Source organism: Sulfurimonas sp. RIFOXYD2_FULL_34_21 (assembly GCF_001830805.1).
Taxonomy (GTDB): Bacteria; Campylobacterota; Campylobacteria; order Campylobacterales; family Sulfurimonadaceae; genus Sulfurimonas.
Window position 1 is genome coordinate 43,450 of sequence record NZ_MICH01000002.1, and the last position, 18,571, is coordinate 62,020.

Below are 18,571 nucleotides of genomic sequence, written 5' to 3' on the forward strand. Positions count from 1 at the left end.
ACAAATGTTAGATATGCAGCAAAAAATCAAAATCTTTAAGGCGTTGGGGAATGAGACTCGTTTTTTGATTTTTAAAAATGTTTTTACGGGAGGTTATACCTGTTCAATTGACAAAAAAGACCCGAAGGTAAAAGTCAGTCCTCATGCGACATGTGTAAGCACCATCGCAGAACATTTTGATTTTGCACTTCCTACTATTTCAAAACATCTTAAAGAGCTGCGTGAGGCAAACATAATAACGATGGAAAAAAAGGGTAATAAGATATATATTGAGCCAAATATTGAAACAATCCGTGAATTAGGAGGATGTTTTGATACTCTAGTTGAAAATTTTGAATCAAATAGAGAACTGTTCTTTATCCCCTCTTAAACCTAAAACCTTCATTTATTAGAAGCTCCCGCAGCTTCTCTTGTAACTCGCCTTGAAACTCCATCCATCCATCTTTAAGAGTTCCGCCGCAGCCTAGTTTTTTCTTTAAATTTTTTAGTATAGTTTCCAATTGGCTTACATGTAGATGAAATTCGCCGACAAGAGTTACCGTTTTACCGCGTCTTTTCTCTTTTTTAAAAACCAAAAAGTGTTTGGAAGGTTCTAAAATCTCATCTGCAATAACTGTTTTTCTAGGCGATTTAATTTCAGCCCAGCCATCTTCAATCTCTGCGCCGATAAAAATATCTAGTTTTTTTCCTCTGCTCATTGAATGACTTTTTGCTCTAGTATGCTCATATTTGCCAAATCATAATTACCATTTTTTATACTCTCTAAAATGTCATGTGATGATAAAGCAGAGTGATTGTAAAGCATTACAAACAGTTCATCATCTTTTTTCAAAAAGGTACTTTCTCCATAAGGAGTGTATCTTGTCGCGCCGATACTTATTACGGCATTAGCGGGATAGTTACATGTAGATATATATTCACTCAAAGGTTCAAGCGGACCGAAGTCTTGTTGAGTGTTTATCTGATTAACCATCCAATCAAGCAGTTTTTCATAAAAGTAGCTGTAACCGCCAAGCTCAACATCTTCTCCGTAAGCATAAACTTTACCGTCTCTTTTTAAAAAAGAGCAGATTGAGTAGTTATCCATCACTCCGCCGCTCTCAAATTTGTCGATAACGATTAGATTGTCACTTATACCTTTAGAGTTCTCTCCCCAGTTTTTTTTATCGCTAATTTTACTAGCACCGGCAACTCTAATTGAACAGTCGTTGTATGCGCCAAAATGAGTAGGAGTTATTTTATATAGTTTGTTATTTTTGTATTCAAGAGCGCAAATAAGAGCGACTTCGGGTTCCGCTTGAATATTTACATGTAAGTCTGGAAGTCTGATAGTAGAACTAGATATAGGATAGGTATTTAAAATCTCTTTTGCCTCTTTTACATGTAGAGGCAGATAAAAGGGGAACATCCCTTTAGGAGCAGCTTCATCGGCCGTGATGATATTTTTAAAATCTTCAAGCTCGCCGGCTTGGGCTAAGTGCAGCGCAAAGTTGCCTGCAATTCCCAGCCCTAAAAAATCTCTATATTTGTCCATTTTGTTTCGCTTCTGCGAACTCTTCGTATGAACCTTTAAAGTCAACATAGCTTCCGTCTTCTCTAAGTTCTATAACACGGTTTGCAAAAGCGTCAAGAAGCTCACGGTCATGTGAAACACAGATAACATTTCCTTTGAAGTTGTAAAGAGCTTCACCTAGTGCAACGATAGCTTCAAGGTCAAGGTGATTCGAAGGCTCATCCAGAACTAAAAAGTTTCCGCCTTCTAGCATCATTTTACTAAGCATCATTCTGTGCTTTTCACCGCCTGAAATACTTACAACCGATTTTTCTTGTTGCTCTCCATTAAAAAGCATACGACCTAAACAGTTTCTAACCTCTGCCATATCGCCTTTTGGGTTAAAAGATTTCAACCAATCATAAAGAGTTCCATCACCTTTGATGATATCTGCCGTATCTTGAGGAAAGTAGCTGTTCTCAATAGTAGCACCCCAGTGAATCTCTCCGCTAGATGGCTTCATCTCTTCCATTATTATTTTTAAAAGAGTTGTTTTACCTGCACCGTTTGGACCGATAAGTGCAACTTTTTCGCCCGGTTCAAATTTTAAAGTTATATTTTTTAAAACTTCATTATCGCCGTAAGAGTGATTTATACCGATTATATGTAGAGCTTCGTCACCCATTGTTCTTTTTGCTTTAAATACGATGCTTGGGTCTCTTCTTGAAGATGGTTTTATATCATCGATTACTAACTTATCAAGCTGTTTTTGTCTTGATGTTGCCTGTTTTGCTTTTGAAGCATTTGCGCTGAAACGACGTACGAAAGCCTCAAGCTGCTCTTTTTCTTTCTCTTTTTTAGCATTGTTTAGCTCTTGTTGTTTAGCTATAACGTTTGCAGCTATATACCAGTCATCATAGTTACCCGTAAACTCACGGATTTTTTGATAATCAACGTCTAATATATTTGTAACGACTGCATTTAAGAAGTGTCTATCATGTGAGATTACAACCATTGTTCCTTCATGGCGTTGAAGTTCATGCTCTAGCCAACTGATTGTTTGAATATCAAGGTTATTTGTAGGCTCATCAAGAAACAGTACATCAGGTTTCGGGTATAAAACTTGAGCTAAAAGAACTTTAAATTTATCCGCGCTGTCAAGTGTACTCATAAGCTCTCCATGCTCGCTTGCAGGAATACCGACATTTTCTAAAATTTTTGCAATATTTACATCATACTCGTAAGTAGGGTCTTCTTCGACACAGATAGTCTCAAGCTCTGCAAGACGGTTATTTACTGCATCATCTTCAAAATCGCCCGTTGCATAAATAACTTCTTTTTCTTTGATTGCATCATAGAGCCTTTTGTTTCCGTATAAAACGGCATCGGCAATAGTATAGTCTTCAAACGCATACTGATTTTGTCCTAAAACACCTACTTTGTTTGTTTTTGGGATTATTATTTCGCCCTCATACTCTTTAATTTGACCGCTGAGTATTTTTAAAAATGTTGTTTTTCCTGCACCGTTAGCACCTATTAGACCATATCTTTTATGACGGTCAAGTTTAAGGTTTATATCTTGAAACAGGACTCTGTTTCCGTAACGCATAACTAAATTTTGTACTGTTACCATTGTGATTTCTCTCATTTTGGCACATCATAGTAGTGTGCCAATTATTTTTCGCGATTATATCTAAGAGTTGTTTAAAGCCTATTTAATAATTGAGTTCTGTGAATATTATAACTTAGATTTTGCTATGCGGTTTATCCCAAAAATCATCAGTTGGTTTGTTTACATGTAAATCTTGATGATATTTTTCCTCTGTTCTTTGTATCTCTGCCCTGATTAGATTTAGAATCGCTTTTTGTGATATAACAGGCTCCGGAAGTACGCAGTAATCGCCGTCAGTAAGTTCATCGTTGAATTTTTTTTCATTGAAGTTTTTTCCTAAATATTTGGCAATATACTTCATATCCCGTTCTGCATTGCCAAGACAAGAAGTTGCCCCCGGAGATGGCGTCATGTTAAAAATAAGACCCTCTCCCGTATAGATGGAAGCTTCGCCAAGCAGAAGTTTTTGTTCATCTTTGTTTAGTACTTGAGGACGAACGCCGCCAAAACCTTTGGCATATCTAAATTCGCTAAGTTTAAGAGAGGGAACAATTTTTCTAGCATCTTTTAAAAACAGATACTTATTTATAAAAGGGATTTCAAATAGAAAGTTTCTAAATATATAGTTTCTAATATCACTCTCTTTTAGAAGTTTCCAAAGAGCAATAGCTATGTTTTTATCAAATCTAAGAGTTTTCCAAAAGTCCATGTAAGTGCCTTTTTTATAGCGCTCAAGTTTTGGCAACATCAATGCAGTCGGGCCAAAGCGAGTGTTTCCGTTTGCCAAAACGTCAGGGTCGCCGTGAAGAGCGGCAAAGGGGAGCTTTGGATTTTGAATCATATAAACTTTGCCTTTAAGCATTTTTTCATTTGTCATGTAAAAACTTCCTGCAACAGGAAGACATCCTAGATTTAGACCAAATCCCATCTGATGTGCTAAAAACAAAGAGTGTGCTCCTGCATCAACCACTACAAAATCCGCATAAAATTTATCTTTTTTAGTCTCAACTATATATCCGCGTTTTTTACTTTTTTTAATATTTAAAACTTGAGTGTTTAAAAAAAGTTCTACGTCAGTATTGCTCTCTTTTTTAGCATTTTCTAAAAATGATTTTGATAATTTTCCAAAATCAACGGTAGTCCATTGATCTTTTGTTCCTATTCCTACTATATCATCTTTTCTCTCATTGCCGTCTTCATCAAAAACGACGCGTGGTTCCAACTCTTTTAGTCTCTCTTTATTCCAGACTTCCAAGTATGGAAAAAGTTCAAAAAACTCTTCGTAACGATGCAGCAGAAACTCAACCTCTTTTTTGCCCACACCCAAAGCCATCTTTTGATGTGAAAAAAGTATCTCATTTTGATAATGGTGTTGCAGACAATATTTCTCAACCATTTTTGCGGTACGTTTTGTAATTGCAGCTTTTTGAAGTGTATAGTTGGTCTCAATATCTCCTACATGTATTGTTTGAGAATTGCTTGTGGCACATGAATTTAAAGTGGCAATATCTTCGTATTTCTCGATAATGCCGATTGATTTGATATCGGTATATCTTGCAAGTTCATATGCTAACGCAGTACCTGAAATACCGGCTCCGACTATGATTACTTCAAAATTTTTATTAGCCATTTTAAATTTCCTTGATAGAGTCTCTTTTAGTTATATTGTAGCTAATTTATTATACTATCTTACAATTTTTTAAAACGGTGTTTATATGCAAATTAGAGAGTTAAGTTTAAGAGAGCTTGTAATGGCTTATGAAATAGTGTCTCAGCTGCGTACTTCGCTTAGCTATAAAGAGTTTGAAGATTTAATATATGAGATGAGAAGTATGGAGTATAAGATGCTCGGCATTATGGAGCGTGAGAAGCTTGTAACTTATGCCGGTGTTGCAGTCCAAACAAATCTTTATCACAAGAGACATTTATTCGTTTTTGATTTGGTTACGGATGAAAAATACAGAAGCAAAGACTACGGCAAGATGATGCTTGAGTATTTGAATGATTATGCAAAAATGGCGATGTGTGAAAATATAGTTCTATCTTCTGGATTACAAAGAGAAGATGCACACAGATTCTATGAAAAAAACGGTTTTGTAAAAAAGAGTTTTGTATTTTTAAAGAGTATTTGATTGAAAAGAGTGTAAAAGTCTGCAGACAAAGAGTCTGCAGAGTAAAACCTTATAAAGGAGTTACGTTCTCAGCTTGAGGACCTTTTTGACCTTCGCCTAGTTCAAAAGTTACTTTTTGACCTTCAGCTAAAGAAACACGACCTGGTCCCGTTCTGTTTACTTGGCGAAAGTGTACGAATACATCTTTACCGCCGTTTTCTTGTTGAATGAAACCATAACCTTTTTCTTCATTGAACCATTTAACTGATCCGTCTAGCAATTCTGCCATGAGTAGTACCTCTGTTGTAAAAATTCACTTCTTTTGGAAGTGGAGTCAAAATATAGGGAGAGTCGTTTGTCTAGCAGAATATACTATAGATGAACTCGCACGCAAAATCTTTCATCGAAAAGAATTATAACCTAAGTTTTAAATTTTTGTATATAAAAATAAAAACTTTAAATAACTCATTTTAGGTCGATATGTATGTAATACTAATCTAAAAGGATTTATCATGCAAGTAACGTCAAGTACAGGAACTTTGAATCCGGCAAAAAATATACAGCCTATTAAAACTCTTTTTACCGAGAAGATTTCAAAAGATGAGGCTATGGAGATAAGAGAACAGATTAAGCAAAATTCTAATGCAATGGCTTTTAATTCTACTTCGATTCAAGGCGGCATAAAAAGTGCAGATGATATTTTTGCAAAGCAGTATGATGATTTTCAAAGTTTTCTAAAAAATATAGGGTATGAAGGCAAACCTATAGCTGAACTATCAAAAGAGGAAGCTGCAGAACTTGTTAGTGAAGACGGTTTTTTCGGGATAGAGCAAACTTCTACCAGAATAGCTGAATTTGTTATCAACGGCGGCGGCAATGATGAGAGCAGACTTCGTGCGGGAAGAGAGGGGATGATTCAAGGATTTAAAGAGGCTGAGGCTATGTGGGGAGGAGAGCTTCCTGAAATCTCTCAAAAAACCATGCAAAAAGCTATAGAGATGGTTGATAAAGCTATGTATGATTTGGGATTTTCTATATTAGATAAAGAGGCTTAATATCTTTTTCATTGAAGAGATGTGTTTGGCTACTTTGTAGCTTTATACCATCTCTGTAAAAACTCGCTTCTGTTATATATCTCGCATCCGAGTTTTTGTTTGTACTGCATGTGTGGGTGTCCCAAATTCCAAAATTCAAAATTATTGTTTTGCAGATATTTTGAGAGTAACACAAGTTGTAGAGTTCCGTAGTTTGTATATTTTTTCTCTTTGGAGCTAAAACCGCTTAGGCTGGTATATGTTTTTCCTATAATGTACCCGACTTCACCTGCAATCAACTCGCCTGAGTTTTTACAAACCAGTTCAACCGAGATAATTTTAAAATTATTGTTCTTATCATTATGTAAGTTTTTTAAGAGTTGGGCATACTCATCTTTTAACCAATTATATTTATGTTGAAGAGAAATTTCTTGAAGTACCTCATTGAATCTGCTATTAATTAAAAACTCGTAACTATTTTTACACATAAGTTTTTTGACTTTACTCGAGATATGAAGATTTTGAAAATCCAATACCGCATAATTGTATTGAAGTTCAGGAAGTAAAACCAAACCCTCTTTTGTGTCATATGTCGTGCTGATAAATCCGGCTTTTGCTAAATCTATATAAAACTCTTTGCTCCAATCATCACTCCAGTAATAATTGTTTTTCATATTTAAGCGTATATGCTCTTGAAAATAACTAGTATCTTTTAAATTTGCAGATGTTATGTAGTATGTTTTTGATAATCCGCTAATAACAGTTCCTTATGAAATTATTTAATTCCAAACTTTGCCACAATAGGCAAGTGGTCGGAATAACCGCTTCCCTTGTGCGTTTTAACCCTTGTATGCGACATCTCCCATCTAAAAATTTTTCTCTTTTTAAATAGGTACTTTTTGTCAAAATTTGTAACACTGCCGTTTAAATAATAAATCTCTTTGTTATTTAAAAGTGATTGAGATATTAAAATATTATCAAGAGCCTCTTTTTTATTTTTGAATATATACGTGTATCTATTTTCTTCATTAGTGTCGTACCAAAGGTTATAAAAGCTATCTTTAGCATATTTTACATGTATAGCACTCTCTCTTTGATTTATGCTCCCAAGAACATGATTGATTCCCGTTATCCCATCGGTGTCGTTATGCTCTCTTTTTCTTTTAAACTTTAAAAACTCTTCATAATCGGAGTTGAAATCTCCAAGCAGTATTACATTTTTATCAAACCCGATTTCCGATATTCTACTTTTTAAAGCTTTTGCAGAGATTATCCTCATGCTCTCGGCTCCGCCTTTTGATTTCCAGTGGTTGACAAAAACATATAGCTCTTTATCGTTAATTTTAAATTTTGTCTCTAGGATATTTCTATACTGATACGTTGATGTTACGCTAATCTCTTTTGAATAGACAAAGGGTATTTTGCTAAGGAGAGCGACTTTTACGGTTGTGTTTTTTTTATCTGCAATGGAGTAATATTGATAATATAGCCCGTTTTGTTTTAGCGCAAATCTTAAATCTATAAGTGCTTGAAGCGATTCTATCTCTTGCAAAGCGATAATATCAGCGTCGATATCTTTTATTACCTGTGCAATGTTTTTTAGTTTTATTTTATAGGTTCTTTGATTCCAGTTTGAAGAACTGTTTGGAATATACTCTTCGTACTCATATCCGCTTTTATCTAAGTCAAAAAGGTTTTCTACATTATAGGTTGCAATTTTCAAAACCGTATCTCCAAAAAGTGTCGTAAATAGTACTACAATTAAAAAGAGGTATTTCACTATTTAATTCCATTTAGTCTTAGCAAGTACTCAGGATTTGCTTCTCTGCCCATTAGTTCTTTAAACAAAACTCCCATACTTTGCGACCCGCCGCCTTGAAGTACTACATGTAGATATCTTTTTGCCGTTTCTGAGCCAAATATTCCCTCGTCAACAACACTGAAAAAAGCATCGGCACTTAGTACTTCTGCCCATTTATAGCTGTAATAACCTGCCGCATATCCGCCTGAAAATATATGGGAGAAACCGTTTTGAAACTTATTGTAAGATGGCGGTTTTATTAGTGCGGTCTCTTCTCTTATAGAATCAAGCAGACTTTGAACTTCATCTTTTTGATAAACTTTTGTATGGAGTTTAAAATCAAAAATAGAAAATTCAAGCTGTCTTAACATACCCGAAGCAGATAAAAAGTTTTTACTTCTAACAAGTTTTTCTATCATCTCATCTGGTATTATCTCAGCCGTTTCATAGTGTGATGCAAAAAGTTTTAGAACATGAGGTTCATAAGCAAAATTTTCTAAAAATTGTGACGGAAACTCAACTGCATCCCACTCAACTCCGTTTACGCCGCTTACTTCATTTTCATTTACATTGCTTAACATGTGATGGATTGCATGTCCCATTTCATGAAAAAGAGTTACAACGTCGTCATGTCTTAAAAGTGACGGGTTTTTATCGGTTGATGGCGGAAAATTGCATACTATTACGGCAGAGGAAAGCTGCTCATCTGCTTTTTCATCTTTGCAGTGAGTCTGAAAGTTGTTCATCCACGCTCCGCCTTGCTTGCCTTTTCTTGTCTCCAAATCCAAATATAGCCTAGACTTTAACATGTCGTCAATATACAAATCACAAGAATAAGCTTTTTCATGCCAAAGTTTTTCATCTGTTCTTTTAAACTTTACCCCAAATAGTTTGTTTAAAAATTCAAACATACCCTCTACTACTTTTTTTTGTTCAAAGTATGGACGGTAAATCTCTTCATCAATCTCATATTTCTCTTTTTTGAGAAGTTCGCCGTAGTAGGCACTGTCAAAACTTTGCAGGGATTTTGAAGATAGTTTTTGTACTTCTTGAAGCTCCTCTTTAGCTTGTTCTTTAGAATTAATCAGCAGTTTTTCTAAAAAATCAAGAACGCTTTTTTCATCTTTTGCCATTTTGCTTGCAAGTGAATATGAAGCGTAATTGTCAAAGCCTAAAAGATTGCTCATCTCATTTTTAAGTAGTAAAAGCTCATCAATGATTTGTGCATTTTGCGGTGCTCTTGTAACGTAGGCACGATAAAGCTCTTCTCTGATTTTTTCATTTTTACCGTAAGTCATATAGGCTATATATGAAGGCATTTGAAGTGTAAATCTATATTTTGTAGTGCCGTTTTCTTCAAATTTTGCGTTTAAAATATCGCTTTGGGGAATACCCTCTATGTCCTTTTCATCGGTAATAATATATTCATATTCGTTTGTAGCGTTTAAGACATTTTGAGAGAAATTGTTTGAGAGTTCACTTTTTTTAATATTTATCTCTTGAAGCCTTGCTTTGGTTTTTTCATCAAGATGAGCGCCGCTTAGTTCAAAATGAAGGATGTTTAGTTCTAAAACTCTTTTTTGCTCTTGATTTAAATTTTTTTCTTCACTTTTTTGTATCTCTTTATACGCTTTATATATCTCTATGTTTTGCGATAATTTTGTAGAGTATTCTGTTATGATAGGCAAAGATTCGGCATAAATTTCTTGCGTTTTATCACTGTTGTTTACCGAGTTTAGGTGTGAGAGCGGAGTAAAAAACTGGTTTAAATGCTCATCCATCATCTCTAGCTGTTTTACAAAATTTGCAAATGTTTTATTCTCTATCTCTAAAAGAGTATCAACTTTTGCGTTGTTTTGCTCTATCTTACTCTTTAACTCTTCTATAAAACCATCTAAATCTACTCTAAACTTTAAAAATTTTGACATGTATATAAATTCCTTTTTTAATCTTCTTCGTCGCGTCTTTGCTTTATAGCATTAAATTTGTTAATCAAAATATCATCATACTCATCCGCACCTTTTAAAAGCCTCTCAAATGCAACTCTTCCCTCTTTAAAGGTTAGCGAAGAGTCAACTATTAGATGAGACAAATATATAAAGTTCTCATTTATAGAGAAGTGTAAATATGAGAATTTATTGTTTTCATCAAGCAGATAGTCATAAATTTCCGATATGTTTTCTTGAGGAATTACACACAGTTTAGAGTCTCCTATAATTATCCCGTTTTCATAGTAGTTTATATCTATGCGGGCAGTTCCGTAGTCGATTCTCCATGATGCTTGAGACCTTCTGGCCAGTGTCACATTTACATCCAAAGAGCTTAATATCTCTTCAAGAAGTTTTGTACTGCCTGTCGGGTTATAACCTTTTGTTCTTAACTTGGCAATTTCAAGTTTAATGCCACACTGGGGACAATAGTCGTTTTTTATATCTTTTTCGTCAATTAGATTTTTACATGATTGACATTTGATTATATTTTTCAAGTTAAGACTCTTGTACGCTTTTATAGCTTCGTCCACATAAAAGTAGGGAAGGGCAAACCCCAGATTATTTGAGTTTTGTATGATAAAAGTATTTACGCCTATGACTTCGCCGCTTGTGTTTAAAAGAGGACCGCCGCTGTTTCCGGGATTTATGGCAGCATCTATTTGTATGTACTCTAGTTCTGCATAAAGTCTTGAAGCTTTTGAAACAATTCCTTCCGTTGCACTGTAGTTTAGTCCGTAAGGATGACCTATCGCTATCGTAGTGTCTCCGTCTTCAATAATACTGCTAGATAAAACAAGAGGATTTTTTGGTTTTTCAAAATCAAAGCTTATAAATGCCAAATCAAAATAGGCATCATCATACACAACCTCTGCAATGCTTCTTTTAATTTTTTTTGCACTAATTACCACCTCTTTTAGTCCTGCAACTACATGTGAGTTTGTAATAATTAAATCATCGATTATAAATCCTGTACCGCTACCGTAAGGCGTCATAATCTGTATGATATTTTCTATATAAGTTTCAAGTATTAATTGCGTATTCACGGCTATATCTCTTCAAAATTAAGATTTTTTAGTTGCAGATAAAAGCTATTGCTAAACTCATTTAGCGAAGTGAAATTAAGTTTATCGCCAAAAGGTTTTAAAAGCTTATAACGGTTCTGATACGGAGCTATAATTTCTTCTATTTTTGATACAATCGCTCTTTTTGAAAATGTAGAACTCTCTTTGGTATAGAGTGTATCGTAACCTAGAGTTTTAAAAAAATCAGGATTTTGAATCTCGATTAATGTATGCAATAATCTTTTTGTAACGGGATGCAGACCGTAGTTATAAAGAAGATAGAGCGCTATATATTTATACATTGTAGGAATTATCTGATTGTATCTGTTGTTTTTATACCATCTTGTTTTTGAAAGCGACTCCGTGATAAAAATCTCTATCTCTTCATGTGAAGCTTTTTCCGTGGGGTTAAATGTATATTTCGCATCATAAAAGTTTGTTTTAAACTCTTCAAAATCAATTTTGCCTAGTTCATCTATATAGTTGCTTAACTCCTCATTCTTTGACTCTACGCTAAGGTTTTCGTCGCTAAAATACTCTTGAACTTTTTTACTGGATTGTTGAAATATTTTGTACTTAGGCGCAATTAGATAATCCATCTTGAAGATTAAATATAGAAGTATAAATGACTGCATTCCCGCATTGTCATTTGATGGCAGAGATGCTATTTTAGCTCTTATCTCATCAATCCAGCTATGTAAAAAATCATATTTTATACGTATTTCATCATCATTTATAGGTTTTAAATGCTCAATGTCTTCAATCGGTATCTCTAAAAACTCGCTTTTTATATACTCTTTGTCAAAGTCGGCATTTAAAACGATTTCTCTTATGGGGAAAAAAACTTTTTGCGTATTCATAGTAATATTGTCGTGAAAGAGTTTTAATTTTATATGCTCATCATCACTAAAATAGTAGGAGTATGTCAGTTGATAGTTTCTCTCCAAAAGCAGTCTCTTGAGTGCCACGTTTGCAGATGATTTTTTTGTGATTATAGCTTCTGCTTGAAGGTTCTCTTTTGTAATCACTCCTGTAATTCTGGCACTTCCTTGAAATATCTCAAAATTTAGTTTATCGATTTCTCTTGAAAGTATAATATTTTTATTTGAGGTGCTGTTTGAAAAATTTTCAAGAGATTTGAAAAAATACTCATAAGCATTTAATATATCTTTTGCCTCAAATGCTTCATAGGATTTGTTAAATAAATTCTCTTCATCTTTTGAAAGATTTGCATTTATCCCTCTTCCAAATGAGTGTTTTAATTCTGTTTTCGTATCAAAAAAATTGAGCCAATTCACTTACTATTTTTCCAGTTATTTATGAAATATTTTAAAGACATTATATTGAAATAGTACTTATATAGAGCAAAGCTTCTTTTGTTATAATTTCTTTTATTTTTATTAAAATTTAAAAGTATAAAGATTAATAAAAATATACTTAATAAATTTGATATACAATCGTAATGTTTTGTTGTAGCTAAAGAGGAAATAATAGTTATGAAAAATCTAAATATCGAGAAAAAAGCAAAGAGCTTATACTTTTTTATCTTTATAACTTTAGTGCCTGTTATAGGCGTCATAATTATTTTTTCCAATGTTTTTTTACATGTTCAAGACGATATAGAATTTGTCACTCATGAACTAAAAGGGTTAAAAGCTATATCGCAGATAGAAAAAACTATCTTTAATATACAAAAACTACGCGGTTTAAGCTGTATAAAAACCCCAAATGAAGAATCAACACAAAACCTAAAAATATTCAAAGATAATATCTTAAAAGATTTAATGGCGCTAAAGAGAAATTTACTTACGATAGAAAAGAACACTCCTCTAAGAAGCGAGTTGTTGCAGTATATAGATAAGGTAAAAGATATACCGCTAGAGAGTGTAGGTTATGAGTATTTGACCAATATTATAAAAGAGTTTATGCTGTTTTCAAATCATATTGCTTATAACTGCAAACTTATTTTGGACTCAGATTTGAGTTCCTATGTTTTGATTGACAATGTAGTCTATCTGTTGCCGGAACTTATTGAGTATAGTGGAGAGATAAGAGCATTAGCGTCAAGTATTGATGGAGATGCTTTAACAACAGAGCAAAAAGAGCAGATACTTATACAGCAGGATAAAATCAAAGAGAAACTAAGCAAGTTGAACTACAATAAGCTTTTTATCATGAATGAAAACGAAGATAAAGTATTATTTGAGCAATCTTATAAAAATATTATAGAGACACAAAACAAAGTTATAGAATTTACAAAAGAGAAGTTGTTAAAAGATGATAAAATTAATCTTGAATCAAATGATATTTATACTTTAATTACAAACGATATTGATTCTATAATAAGTTTATATAACTCAAATTTAAAACGGCTAAATAGTAATTTAGAAAAAAAATTAGAAAAAAGCAAGGAGAACTCTGTTGTTGTTTTCTTTGTCGGCTTAATATCTGTTTTATTTATAATTTTTATAAATAAAATGTTTTACTATAAAAATAGAGAGTATATCGACAAAATAGAAGAGTTAACCATAACTGACAGCATGACCTCTTTATACAACAGAAGATATTTTGATGAAGTTTTTGATATTTTTTTGAAAATTCAGCAAAGAACAAAGCAAACGGCTGTTTTTATCATAATTGATATTGACTATTTTAAGCAGTATAACGATACTTACGGGCATCAAGCAGGTGATGTGGCTATAAAAACGGTTGCAAAGCATTTGAAAAACTCTCTAAAAAGAGCAGGGGATATGGCTTTTAGACTAGGTGGCGAAGAGTTTGGCATCTTGTGTACGGAAGAGAGTAAATCTCAAGTTCTCTCTTTTGCCGATAGTATAATAAAAAAATAGAAGATGAAAAAATAGAGCATATAAAAAGTTATATAAGCAGATATCTGAGTGTATCTATGGGAATTATTATAATTGAACCTGAAATGGCAAATAATATAACGGATATATACAGATACGCAGATGATGCACTTTATAGAGCCAAAGAGGATGGACGAAATAGGGTTGTTGTTTATGATGCAAAAATATTCGGCGCAAAAGCTTTTGTGCCTACGTTTACTATTTGACCTATTTGCAGGTTTTTAGTTTCTGCTTCGCTGATAACGACCTCGACTAACTGCTGCCCGATAGATATGACGGCTACATAGATAACATCGACTTTAATTATGTCCAATAGCTCTCCTTCAAATGAGAACTTCTGGCTTCCGCTTGTTCTAAGAAGTACATCTTTTGGAGTGCCGTCGTTTACAATTTTGCCGAGATTTAGAACCACTACGCGATTTGCCAGACGGTACATCTCGCTGGTGTCATGGCTTACCATAACGGTCGTAGTGCCGAACTCTTTGTGAAGTGTTAAGATTTCGTTTTGCAGTTTTGTTCTCATAGCGGCATCAAGGGCAGATAATGGCTCGTCAAGAAGCAGAAGTTTCGGTCGCTTCATCATAGCTCGACAAAGTGAAACCCTCTGCTTTTGCCCTCCGCTTAGAGTATTTGGAATCCTGTTCTTTAGGTCGCTTAGTTCGGTCATCTCTAAAAGCTTTTTTGCAAGTTCTCTGTCTTTGCTTACAAAAAGCAGGTTCTCTTCAACGCTCATATTTTCAAAGAGTGCATAGTCTTGAAAAACAAAGCCGATGCCTCTTTTTTGAGGGGGCAGACGAAAGCTCTCGCTTAACCAGCTCTCACCGCCCACTTTTATCTCTCCCTTTGCATCTTCAAGCCCTGCTAGTATGCGAAGAAGAGTTGTTTTTCCGCTGCCGCTTTTTCCGCTAAGAGCTACAAACTCTCCCTCTTTTATAATTAAATCTACATGTAGATTCATTTCACCGTTCGCACCGTGTAGCGGTTTGGTTATGTTTATGGTTATCATATTAAGTCCAATTCTTGGGATATATCTTTTATAAGTTTGCTAAGAGGTCAGGGTAGGCTTTGATTATATTTACTATTGGGTGTTTTTCTCTGGTAGTTACTTTACCTATAAACTTTGCACTATATAAAAAATAATTGTTTTCAAAACCTTGTTTTAGGGTTTGATAAATAAAAAAAGTCATTGATTTTTCAGTAAATTAATTAATTCAAGAATTTTATCGTCAATAATTTCAGATATATTTTCTTTATCAAAAATAGATTTATCAAATGCAAAATAATTTGAAATACTGTTTTCATCATCTTCGTATTCGTATCTTTTTAAGTCTTGAACTTTTGACAATATCTTCTCATCATCTGAAATGATTTCTATCAAAATCGGAACTCCAGCTTTCTCCCATATTTCATAAATAACACCAAACCATATCTCAAAATCTTCTGATAGGTTATATTTCTTATTATCGATGTAGTACCCATAAAAATCTGGATTTTGTTCATCATATTTTTTGCGGACATGCACTTTGTATTTTATATTGTTCACAATATCAAACAATTTATTCATTACTCTTGGTATATTCGCATTAAAAGCCATCTTTAACTCCTCATTTTTCATATTGTGTTGTTGGAAAATTAGTTCTATCTCATTTTTTGAAAAATGAATTAGTTTGGTATAAAACCACCTATAATCAAGAATTTCACAAAACTCTTTAATGATAATATTGAGCTTGTCTAATTCTCTTTTTCTTATCTCGTTTATAATCTCTTCCCAATATAAAAAATGATTATTTTGAATTATCTCTTTTGGATAGTTATTGCAAAATTCTTGCCATTCTGAAAAAATTTGGTTTATGTGCATATACCCTTTTGGGATTATAAAATATAGATTGTCATTATATGAAAGTTCATTTTGTTTTTTAAGATAACACAAATACCCTTGTGGCTGATTTTTTGTAAGTTCTGTATATTTCTCAACTTTTAGTTCAAAAATATAATCCTCATCATCATAATTGAGTATTAGATCGCCTCTGCCTATTTTATTATTTTCATCTTCTTTAAAACACTTTTCAATCTCTCCAAAGTTTTTTTCAGTTGAAAAATCTTCGTATGATATATGTTGACATTTTAATTTGTTATCGTTATTTCGTTTTTGATTGACCATATCAATGAATATATCTCTAAATGCTTTATATGACATCAAATTACAAAAAACTTCTGTGAGCGACGTTTCATTTTTTAAAATATTAAAAAAAATATTCTTTTTCCTCATTTATTCATTCCAACTTTTTTACTATCATAACTACATGTAAACCTCGGGCTAAAGTTAAATCCCTCATTTTCAATGTTCTTATACTTTTCTACCCAAAGATAAACCAGTTCCATCTCAAAATCCTCTTATTTAGCCTATAAGCTCGGCAAGTCTCTCCATCGGTCTTGCTATGACGGCTTTGCTGCCCTTGATGATTATTGGGCGTTCTATCAGTTTTGGGTGTTTTAGCACTATGTCCATTATCTCCTCTTGCGAGAGGTTCTTCTCGGCAATACCCAGCTCTTTGTACTCGTCCTCTTTTGTTCTTAGCATCTCTCTTATGTCCGAGATACAGAGCATCTTGATAATGTTTTTTAGCTCGTCTTTGGTTATATCTTCTTTTAGATATTCGAAGACTTCGAACTCTTGATTCTTATCTTCGAGCATAGATTTTGCCTCTCTTGATTTCGAACACTTCGGGTTATGCCATATCTTTAACTTGCTCATTTTAACTCCTTATATACCGAATTTTCTGTTTTGCTTACCGTTGAACATGTAAACGCCAAGAAGCACCAAAAAGCTGATAATTACCATTATAGCGCTATATACATGTGCCGTGGTGTAGTCCATTATCTCTACCATTTCATAGATAGCAACTGATGCCACTTTTGTTTCATTCGGTATGCTTCCCCCGACCATCAGCACGACGCCGAACTCTCCGACTGTATGAGCGAATGTAATGATTATAGCAGTCATTAGAGAGGGTTTGATATTTGGCAGGGCGACTCTTAGCATTGTCGTAAATGCGCTTTTTCCGCTTATATAACTCGCTTCTATCATATTTTTGTTAAGAGCTTCAAAACCGCCTTGCAGGGGTTGAACCATAAAAGGCAGTGAGTAAAATACACTAGCTACCACAAGACCGGTAAAATTAAAAACAAGTTTAATGCCAAAATACTCCTCAAAAAATACGCCGATAACAGAGTTTTGCGACAATGCCCACAGTATATAAAACCCCAAAACCGAAGGCGGAAGGACAAGTGGCAGGGCGGTAACGGCTTCAAAAAAAGGTTTTGATTTTGATGAGGTCTGAGAGAGCCACCATGCTAAAGGAAGTGCTATAAAAAAGAGTATAAAAGTAGTTATCAGTGCCAGTTTAAAAGAGATAAAAAAAGGTGTAAACTCTAAATTTGATAGCGTCTCAATCATTGATTACTTCTTGTATAGAGAGTTCACTAGCTTTAATAAGAGCTACTAATCTGTCCTCTTTTTTTAAATTCATCCTAAACGCCGATTTTTTCGTGATGATACTCTCTATTATAGTGTTTTCGCTTAGTCTTAGTCTAAGTGCGCAAAGCAGCTCCCCGACATCTATCGACTCCACTTTACATGTAAGTCTGTTTGAGTAGCTTAGTTCTCCGCTTAGATTTTTACCGATACCTATATTTGAAGCTTTACATGTAAGCTTTACGATGGAACCTATCGTTATATTATTTGGTATTTCAAGGCTCATCATAGATAAACTCTCACCGTTAAAATCAAAGTCGATAATGTTGAGGTTTTCTACGCTGTTTATTGATGTTACTTTGGCAACTATCGTACTCATTTAGTTATATAGCCGTAACTTTTAAAAATCTTTTTTGCCTTATCGCTAAGAACAAAATCGTAAAAGTCTCTATACTCGCTGTTGTTTTTGCCATATTTTAAAATAACTATGCCTTGTTCGATGGGTGTATATAGTTTTGAATCTACTTCAGCCCAGTTGATACCCTCTTTGTACATTGACATTTTATCGCTGTAGAGGGATGATTTTGCGATAAGTCCGATATCTGCTGCAGTTACGGTATAAGCAACGGTTTGAGAGATGGATTCTGCAAAAACAAATTTATCTTTTACGCTTTCATAGACTCCGCCGTTTTTCATAGCTTCTATAGCGGCTATTCCATAAGGCGCAGTCTTTGGATTTGCTACTGCTATTTTTGAGATTTTATCGCTTTTTACTATCTCTATGCCTTTTGAAAAATCTTGCTCTTTGTTGCTAAGATATGCAAGAGCGCCCTCGGCATAAACGACAGGTTTTGTAACAGCTATTTTATCATCATAAAGAGATTGCGGGTACTTCATATTAGCAGACATAAAAAGCCCGTATGGTGCGCCGTTTTTTATCTGCGCGGTAAGTTTCCCGCTGCTGCCTAATGTTACTTGAATGTCGGTGTTTGGATGATTTTTTTTAAACTCGGTTTTTAACTCTTCTATGGCATAACTGACATTGGCTGCTACTGCTATATTTATTGTTTGGGCTGCAAGAGAAGTAGCTATTATTGCTATGCTTAGTACTATTTTTTTCACTGAGT

21 protein-coding genes are annotated in these 18,571 nt (G+C 34.0%); 5 read left to right on the forward strand and 16 right to left on the reverse strand.

Going from position 1 to position 18,571, the window contains the following annotated elements:
• Positions 1-4 precede the first annotated feature (4 nt).
• Positions 5-370 (forward strand): helix-turn-helix transcriptional regulator, encoded by a 366-nt coding sequence (locus A2530_RS01525; RefSeq protein ID WP_294884543.1) that lies wholly within the window; start codon positions 5-7, stop codon positions 368-370.
• Here A2530_RS01525 and A2530_RS01530 read toward each other — a convergent pair.
• The 4 genes from A2530_RS01530 to A2530_RS01545 all read right to left on the reverse strand — a co-directional run bounded on the left by A2530_RS01530 (position 357) and on the right by A2530_RS01545 (position 4,734).
• Complete coding sequence (locus tag A2530_RS01530; RefSeq protein ID WP_294884542.1) at positions 357-698, reverse strand: translation initiation factor; 342 nt, start codon at positions 696-698, stop codon at positions 357-359. The genes A2530_RS01525 and A2530_RS01530 overlap by 14 nt on opposite strands.
• Positions 695-1,534, reverse strand: coding sequence for a DUF5718 family protein (locus tag A2530_RS01535; protein WP_294884541.1), 840 nt, complete (start codon positions 1,532-1,534; stop codon positions 695-697). Before A2530_RS01535 ends, A2530_RS01530 begins: the two co-directional genes overlap by 4 nt.
• Positions 1,521-3,125, reverse strand: a complete 1,605-nt coding sequence (locus A2530_RS01540; RefSeq protein WP_294884628.1) for an ABC-F family ATP-binding cassette domain-containing protein — start codon at positions 3,123-3,125, stop codon at positions 1,521-1,523. Before A2530_RS01540 ends, A2530_RS01535 begins: the two co-directional genes overlap by 14 nt.
• A gap of 112 nt (positions 3,126-3,237) precedes the next feature.
• A complete protein-coding gene (locus A2530_RS01545) occupies positions 3,238-4,734 on the reverse strand; it encodes an FAD-dependent oxidoreductase (protein ID WP_294884540.1) in 1,497 nt (498 codons plus the stop codon).
• An 85-nt stretch (positions 4,735-4,819) separates the two neighbouring features.
• Between A2530_RS01545 and A2530_RS01550 the strand changes: the two genes are divergently transcribed.
• Positions 4,820-5,236, forward strand: a complete 417-nt coding sequence (locus A2530_RS01550) for a GNAT family N-acetyltransferase (RefSeq protein ID WP_294884538.1) — start codon at positions 4,820-4,822, stop codon at positions 5,234-5,236.
• A gap of 49 nt (positions 5,237-5,285) precedes the next feature.
• On the opposite strand, the gene A2530_RS01555 is transcribed toward A2530_RS01550, so the two are convergent.
• On the reverse strand, positions 5,286-5,504 hold the full coding sequence (locus A2530_RS01555) for a cold-shock protein (protein ID WP_294878387.1): 219 nt from the start codon (positions 5,502-5,504) through the stop codon (positions 5,286-5,288).
• A 223-nt stretch (positions 5,505-5,727) separates the two neighbouring features.
• Here A2530_RS01555 and A2530_RS01560 point away from each other — a divergent pair, with 223 nt between their 5' ends.
• Positions 5,728-6,270 (forward strand): hypothetical protein, encoded by a 543-nt coding sequence (locus A2530_RS01560; protein ID WP_294884536.1) that lies wholly within the window; start codon positions 5,728-5,730, stop codon positions 6,268-6,270.
• A 29-nt stretch (positions 6,271-6,299) separates the two neighbouring features.
• Here the strand turns inward: A2530_RS01560 and A2530_RS01565 are convergent, their stop codons facing one another.
• The 5 genes from A2530_RS01565 to A2530_RS01585 form a co-directional block, all read right to left on the reverse strand.
• The gene (locus A2530_RS01565; protein ID WP_294884534.1) at positions 6,300-6,923 is read right to left on the reverse strand and encodes a hypothetical protein; all 624 of its coding nucleotides are present in this window, start codon (positions 6,921-6,923) and stop codon (positions 6,300-6,302) included.
• A gap of 101 nt (positions 6,924-7,024) precedes the next feature.
• Entirely contained in the window at positions 7,025-8,029 is a 1,005-nt protein-coding gene (locus A2530_RS01570; RefSeq protein ID WP_294884532.1) for an endonuclease/exonuclease/phosphatase family protein, read from the reverse strand.
• A complete protein-coding gene (locus A2530_RS01575; RefSeq protein WP_294884530.1) occupies positions 8,029-9,978 on the reverse strand; it encodes a M3 family metallopeptidase in 1,950 nt (649 codons plus the stop codon). Before A2530_RS01575 ends, A2530_RS01570 begins: the two co-directional genes overlap by 1 nt.
• 17 nt (positions 9,979-9,995) lie before the next feature.
• Positions 9,996-11,084 (reverse strand): trypsin-like peptidase domain-containing protein, encoded by a 1,089-nt coding sequence (locus tag A2530_RS01580; protein ID WP_294884528.1) that lies wholly within the window; start codon positions 11,082-11,084, stop codon positions 9,996-9,998.
• 2 nt (positions 11,085-11,086) lie between these two features.
• Positions 11,087-12,400: a hypothetical protein gene (locus tag A2530_RS01585; protein ID WP_294884526.1), complete on the reverse strand. Its 1,314-nt coding sequence runs from the start codon at positions 12,398-12,400 to the stop codon at positions 11,087-11,089.
• 198 nt (positions 12,401-12,598) lie between these two features.
• On the opposite strand from A2530_RS01585, the gene A2530_RS01590 reads away from it, so the two are divergent.
• Positions 12,599-13,951, forward strand: coding sequence for a GGDEF domain-containing protein (locus A2530_RS01590; RefSeq protein WP_294884524.1), 1,353 nt, complete (start codon positions 12,599-12,601; stop codon positions 13,949-13,951).
• Between the two features lie 44 nt (positions 13,952-13,995).
• On the forward strand, positions 13,996-14,175 hold the full coding sequence (locus tag A2530_RS01595) for a GGDEF domain-containing protein (protein WP_294884627.1): 180 nt from the start codon (positions 13,996-13,998) through the stop codon (positions 14,173-14,175).
• Here the strand turns inward: A2530_RS01595 and A2530_RS01600 are convergent.
• From A2530_RS01600 to modA, 6 genes are all read right to left on the reverse strand, one after another.
• Positions 14,121-14,975 (reverse strand): ABC transporter ATP-binding protein, encoded by an 855-nt coding sequence (locus A2530_RS01600; protein WP_294884522.1) that lies wholly within the window; start codon positions 14,973-14,975, stop codon positions 14,121-14,123. The two genes, A2530_RS01595 and A2530_RS01600, sit on opposite strands and share 55 nt — an antisense overlap.
• A gap of 177 nt (positions 14,976-15,152) precedes the next feature.
• On the reverse strand, positions 15,153-16,166 hold the full coding sequence (locus A2530_RS01605; protein WP_294884520.1) for a hypothetical protein: 1,014 nt from the start codon (positions 16,164-16,166) through the stop codon (positions 15,153-15,155).
• A 201-nt stretch (positions 16,167-16,367) separates the two neighbouring features.
• Positions 16,368-16,724, reverse strand: a complete 357-nt coding sequence (arsC, locus tag A2530_RS01610; RefSeq protein WP_294884518.1) for an arsenate reductase (glutaredoxin) — start codon at positions 16,722-16,724, stop codon at positions 16,368-16,370.
• Positions 16,725-16,733: 9 nt separating this feature from the next.
• Entirely contained in the window at positions 16,734-17,426 is a 693-nt protein-coding gene (gene modB, locus A2530_RS01615) for a molybdate ABC transporter permease subunit (RefSeq protein WP_294884516.1), read from the reverse strand.
• The gene (locus A2530_RS01620) at positions 17,419-17,823 is read right to left on the reverse strand and encodes a molybdopterin-binding protein (RefSeq protein ID WP_294884514.1); all 405 of its coding nucleotides are present in this window, start codon (positions 17,821-17,823) and stop codon (positions 17,419-17,421) included. Before A2530_RS01620 ends, modB begins: the two co-directional genes overlap by 8 nt.
• On the reverse strand, positions 17,820-18,566 hold the full coding sequence (gene modA / locus A2530_RS01625; protein WP_294884513.1) for a molybdate ABC transporter substrate-binding protein: 747 nt from the start codon (positions 18,564-18,566) through the stop codon (positions 17,820-17,822). The genes A2530_RS01620 and modA overlap by 4 nt, the downstream gene beginning before the upstream one ends.
• Positions 18,567-18,571: the final 5 nt, after the last annotated feature.

Coding starts and splice junctions, on each gene's coding strand:
- A2530_RS01525 (WP_294884543.1), top strand. CDS start 5: ATGTTAGATATGCAGCAAAAAATCAAAATCTTTAAGGCGTTGGGGAAT.
- A2530_RS01530 (WP_294884542.1), bottom strand. CDS start 698: ATGAGCAGAGGAAAAAAACTAGATATTTTTATCGGCGCAGAGATTGAA.
- A2530_RS01535 (WP_294884541.1), bottom strand. CDS start 1,534: ATGGACAAATATAGAGATTTTTTAGGGCTGGGAATTGCAGGCAACTTT.
- A2530_RS01540 (WP_294884628.1), bottom strand. CDS start 3,125: ATGGTAACAGTACAAAATTTAGTTATGCGTTACGGAAACAGAGTCCTG.
- A2530_RS01545 (WP_294884540.1), bottom strand. CDS start 4,734: ATGGCTAATAAAAATTTTGAAGTAATCATAGTCGGAGCCGGTATTTCA.
- A2530_RS01550 (WP_294884538.1), top strand. CDS start 4,820: ATGCAAATTAGAGAGTTAAGTTTAAGAGAGCTTGTAATGGCTTATGAA.
- A2530_RS01555 (WP_294878387.1), bottom strand. CDS start 5,504: ATGGCAGAATTGCTAGACGGATCAGTTAAATGGTTCAATGAAGAAAAA.
- A2530_RS01560 (WP_294884536.1), top strand. CDS start 5,728: ATGCAAGTAACGTCAAGTACAGGAACTTTGAATCCGGCAAAAAATATA.
- A2530_RS01565 (WP_294884534.1), bottom strand. CDS start 6,923: ATGAAAAACAATTATTACTGGAGTGATGATTGGAGCAAAGAGTTTTAT.
- A2530_RS01575 (WP_294884530.1), bottom strand. CDS start 9,978: ATGTCAAAATTTTTAAAGTTTAGAGTAGATTTAGATGGTTTTATAGAA.
- A2530_RS01590 (WP_294884524.1), top strand. CDS start 12,599: ATGAAAAATCTAAATATCGAGAAAAAAGCAAAGAGCTTATACTTTTTT.
- A2530_RS01600 (WP_294884522.1), bottom strand. CDS start 14,975: ATGATAACCATAAACATAACCAAACCGCTACACGGTGCGAACGGTGAA.
- A2530_RS01605 (WP_294884520.1), bottom strand. CDS start 16,166: ATGTCATATAAAGCATTTAGAGATATATTCATTGATATGGTCAATCAA.
- arsC (WP_294884518.1), bottom strand. CDS start 16,724: ATGAGCAAGTTAAAGATATGGCATAACCCGAAGTGTTCGAAATCAAGA.
- modB (WP_294884516.1), bottom strand. CDS start 17,426: ATGATTGAGACGCTATCAAATTTAGAGTTTACACCTTTTTTTATCTCT.
- A2530_RS01620 (WP_294884514.1), bottom strand. CDS start 17,823: ATGAGTACGATAGTTGCCAAAGTAACATCAATAAACAGCGTAGAAAAC.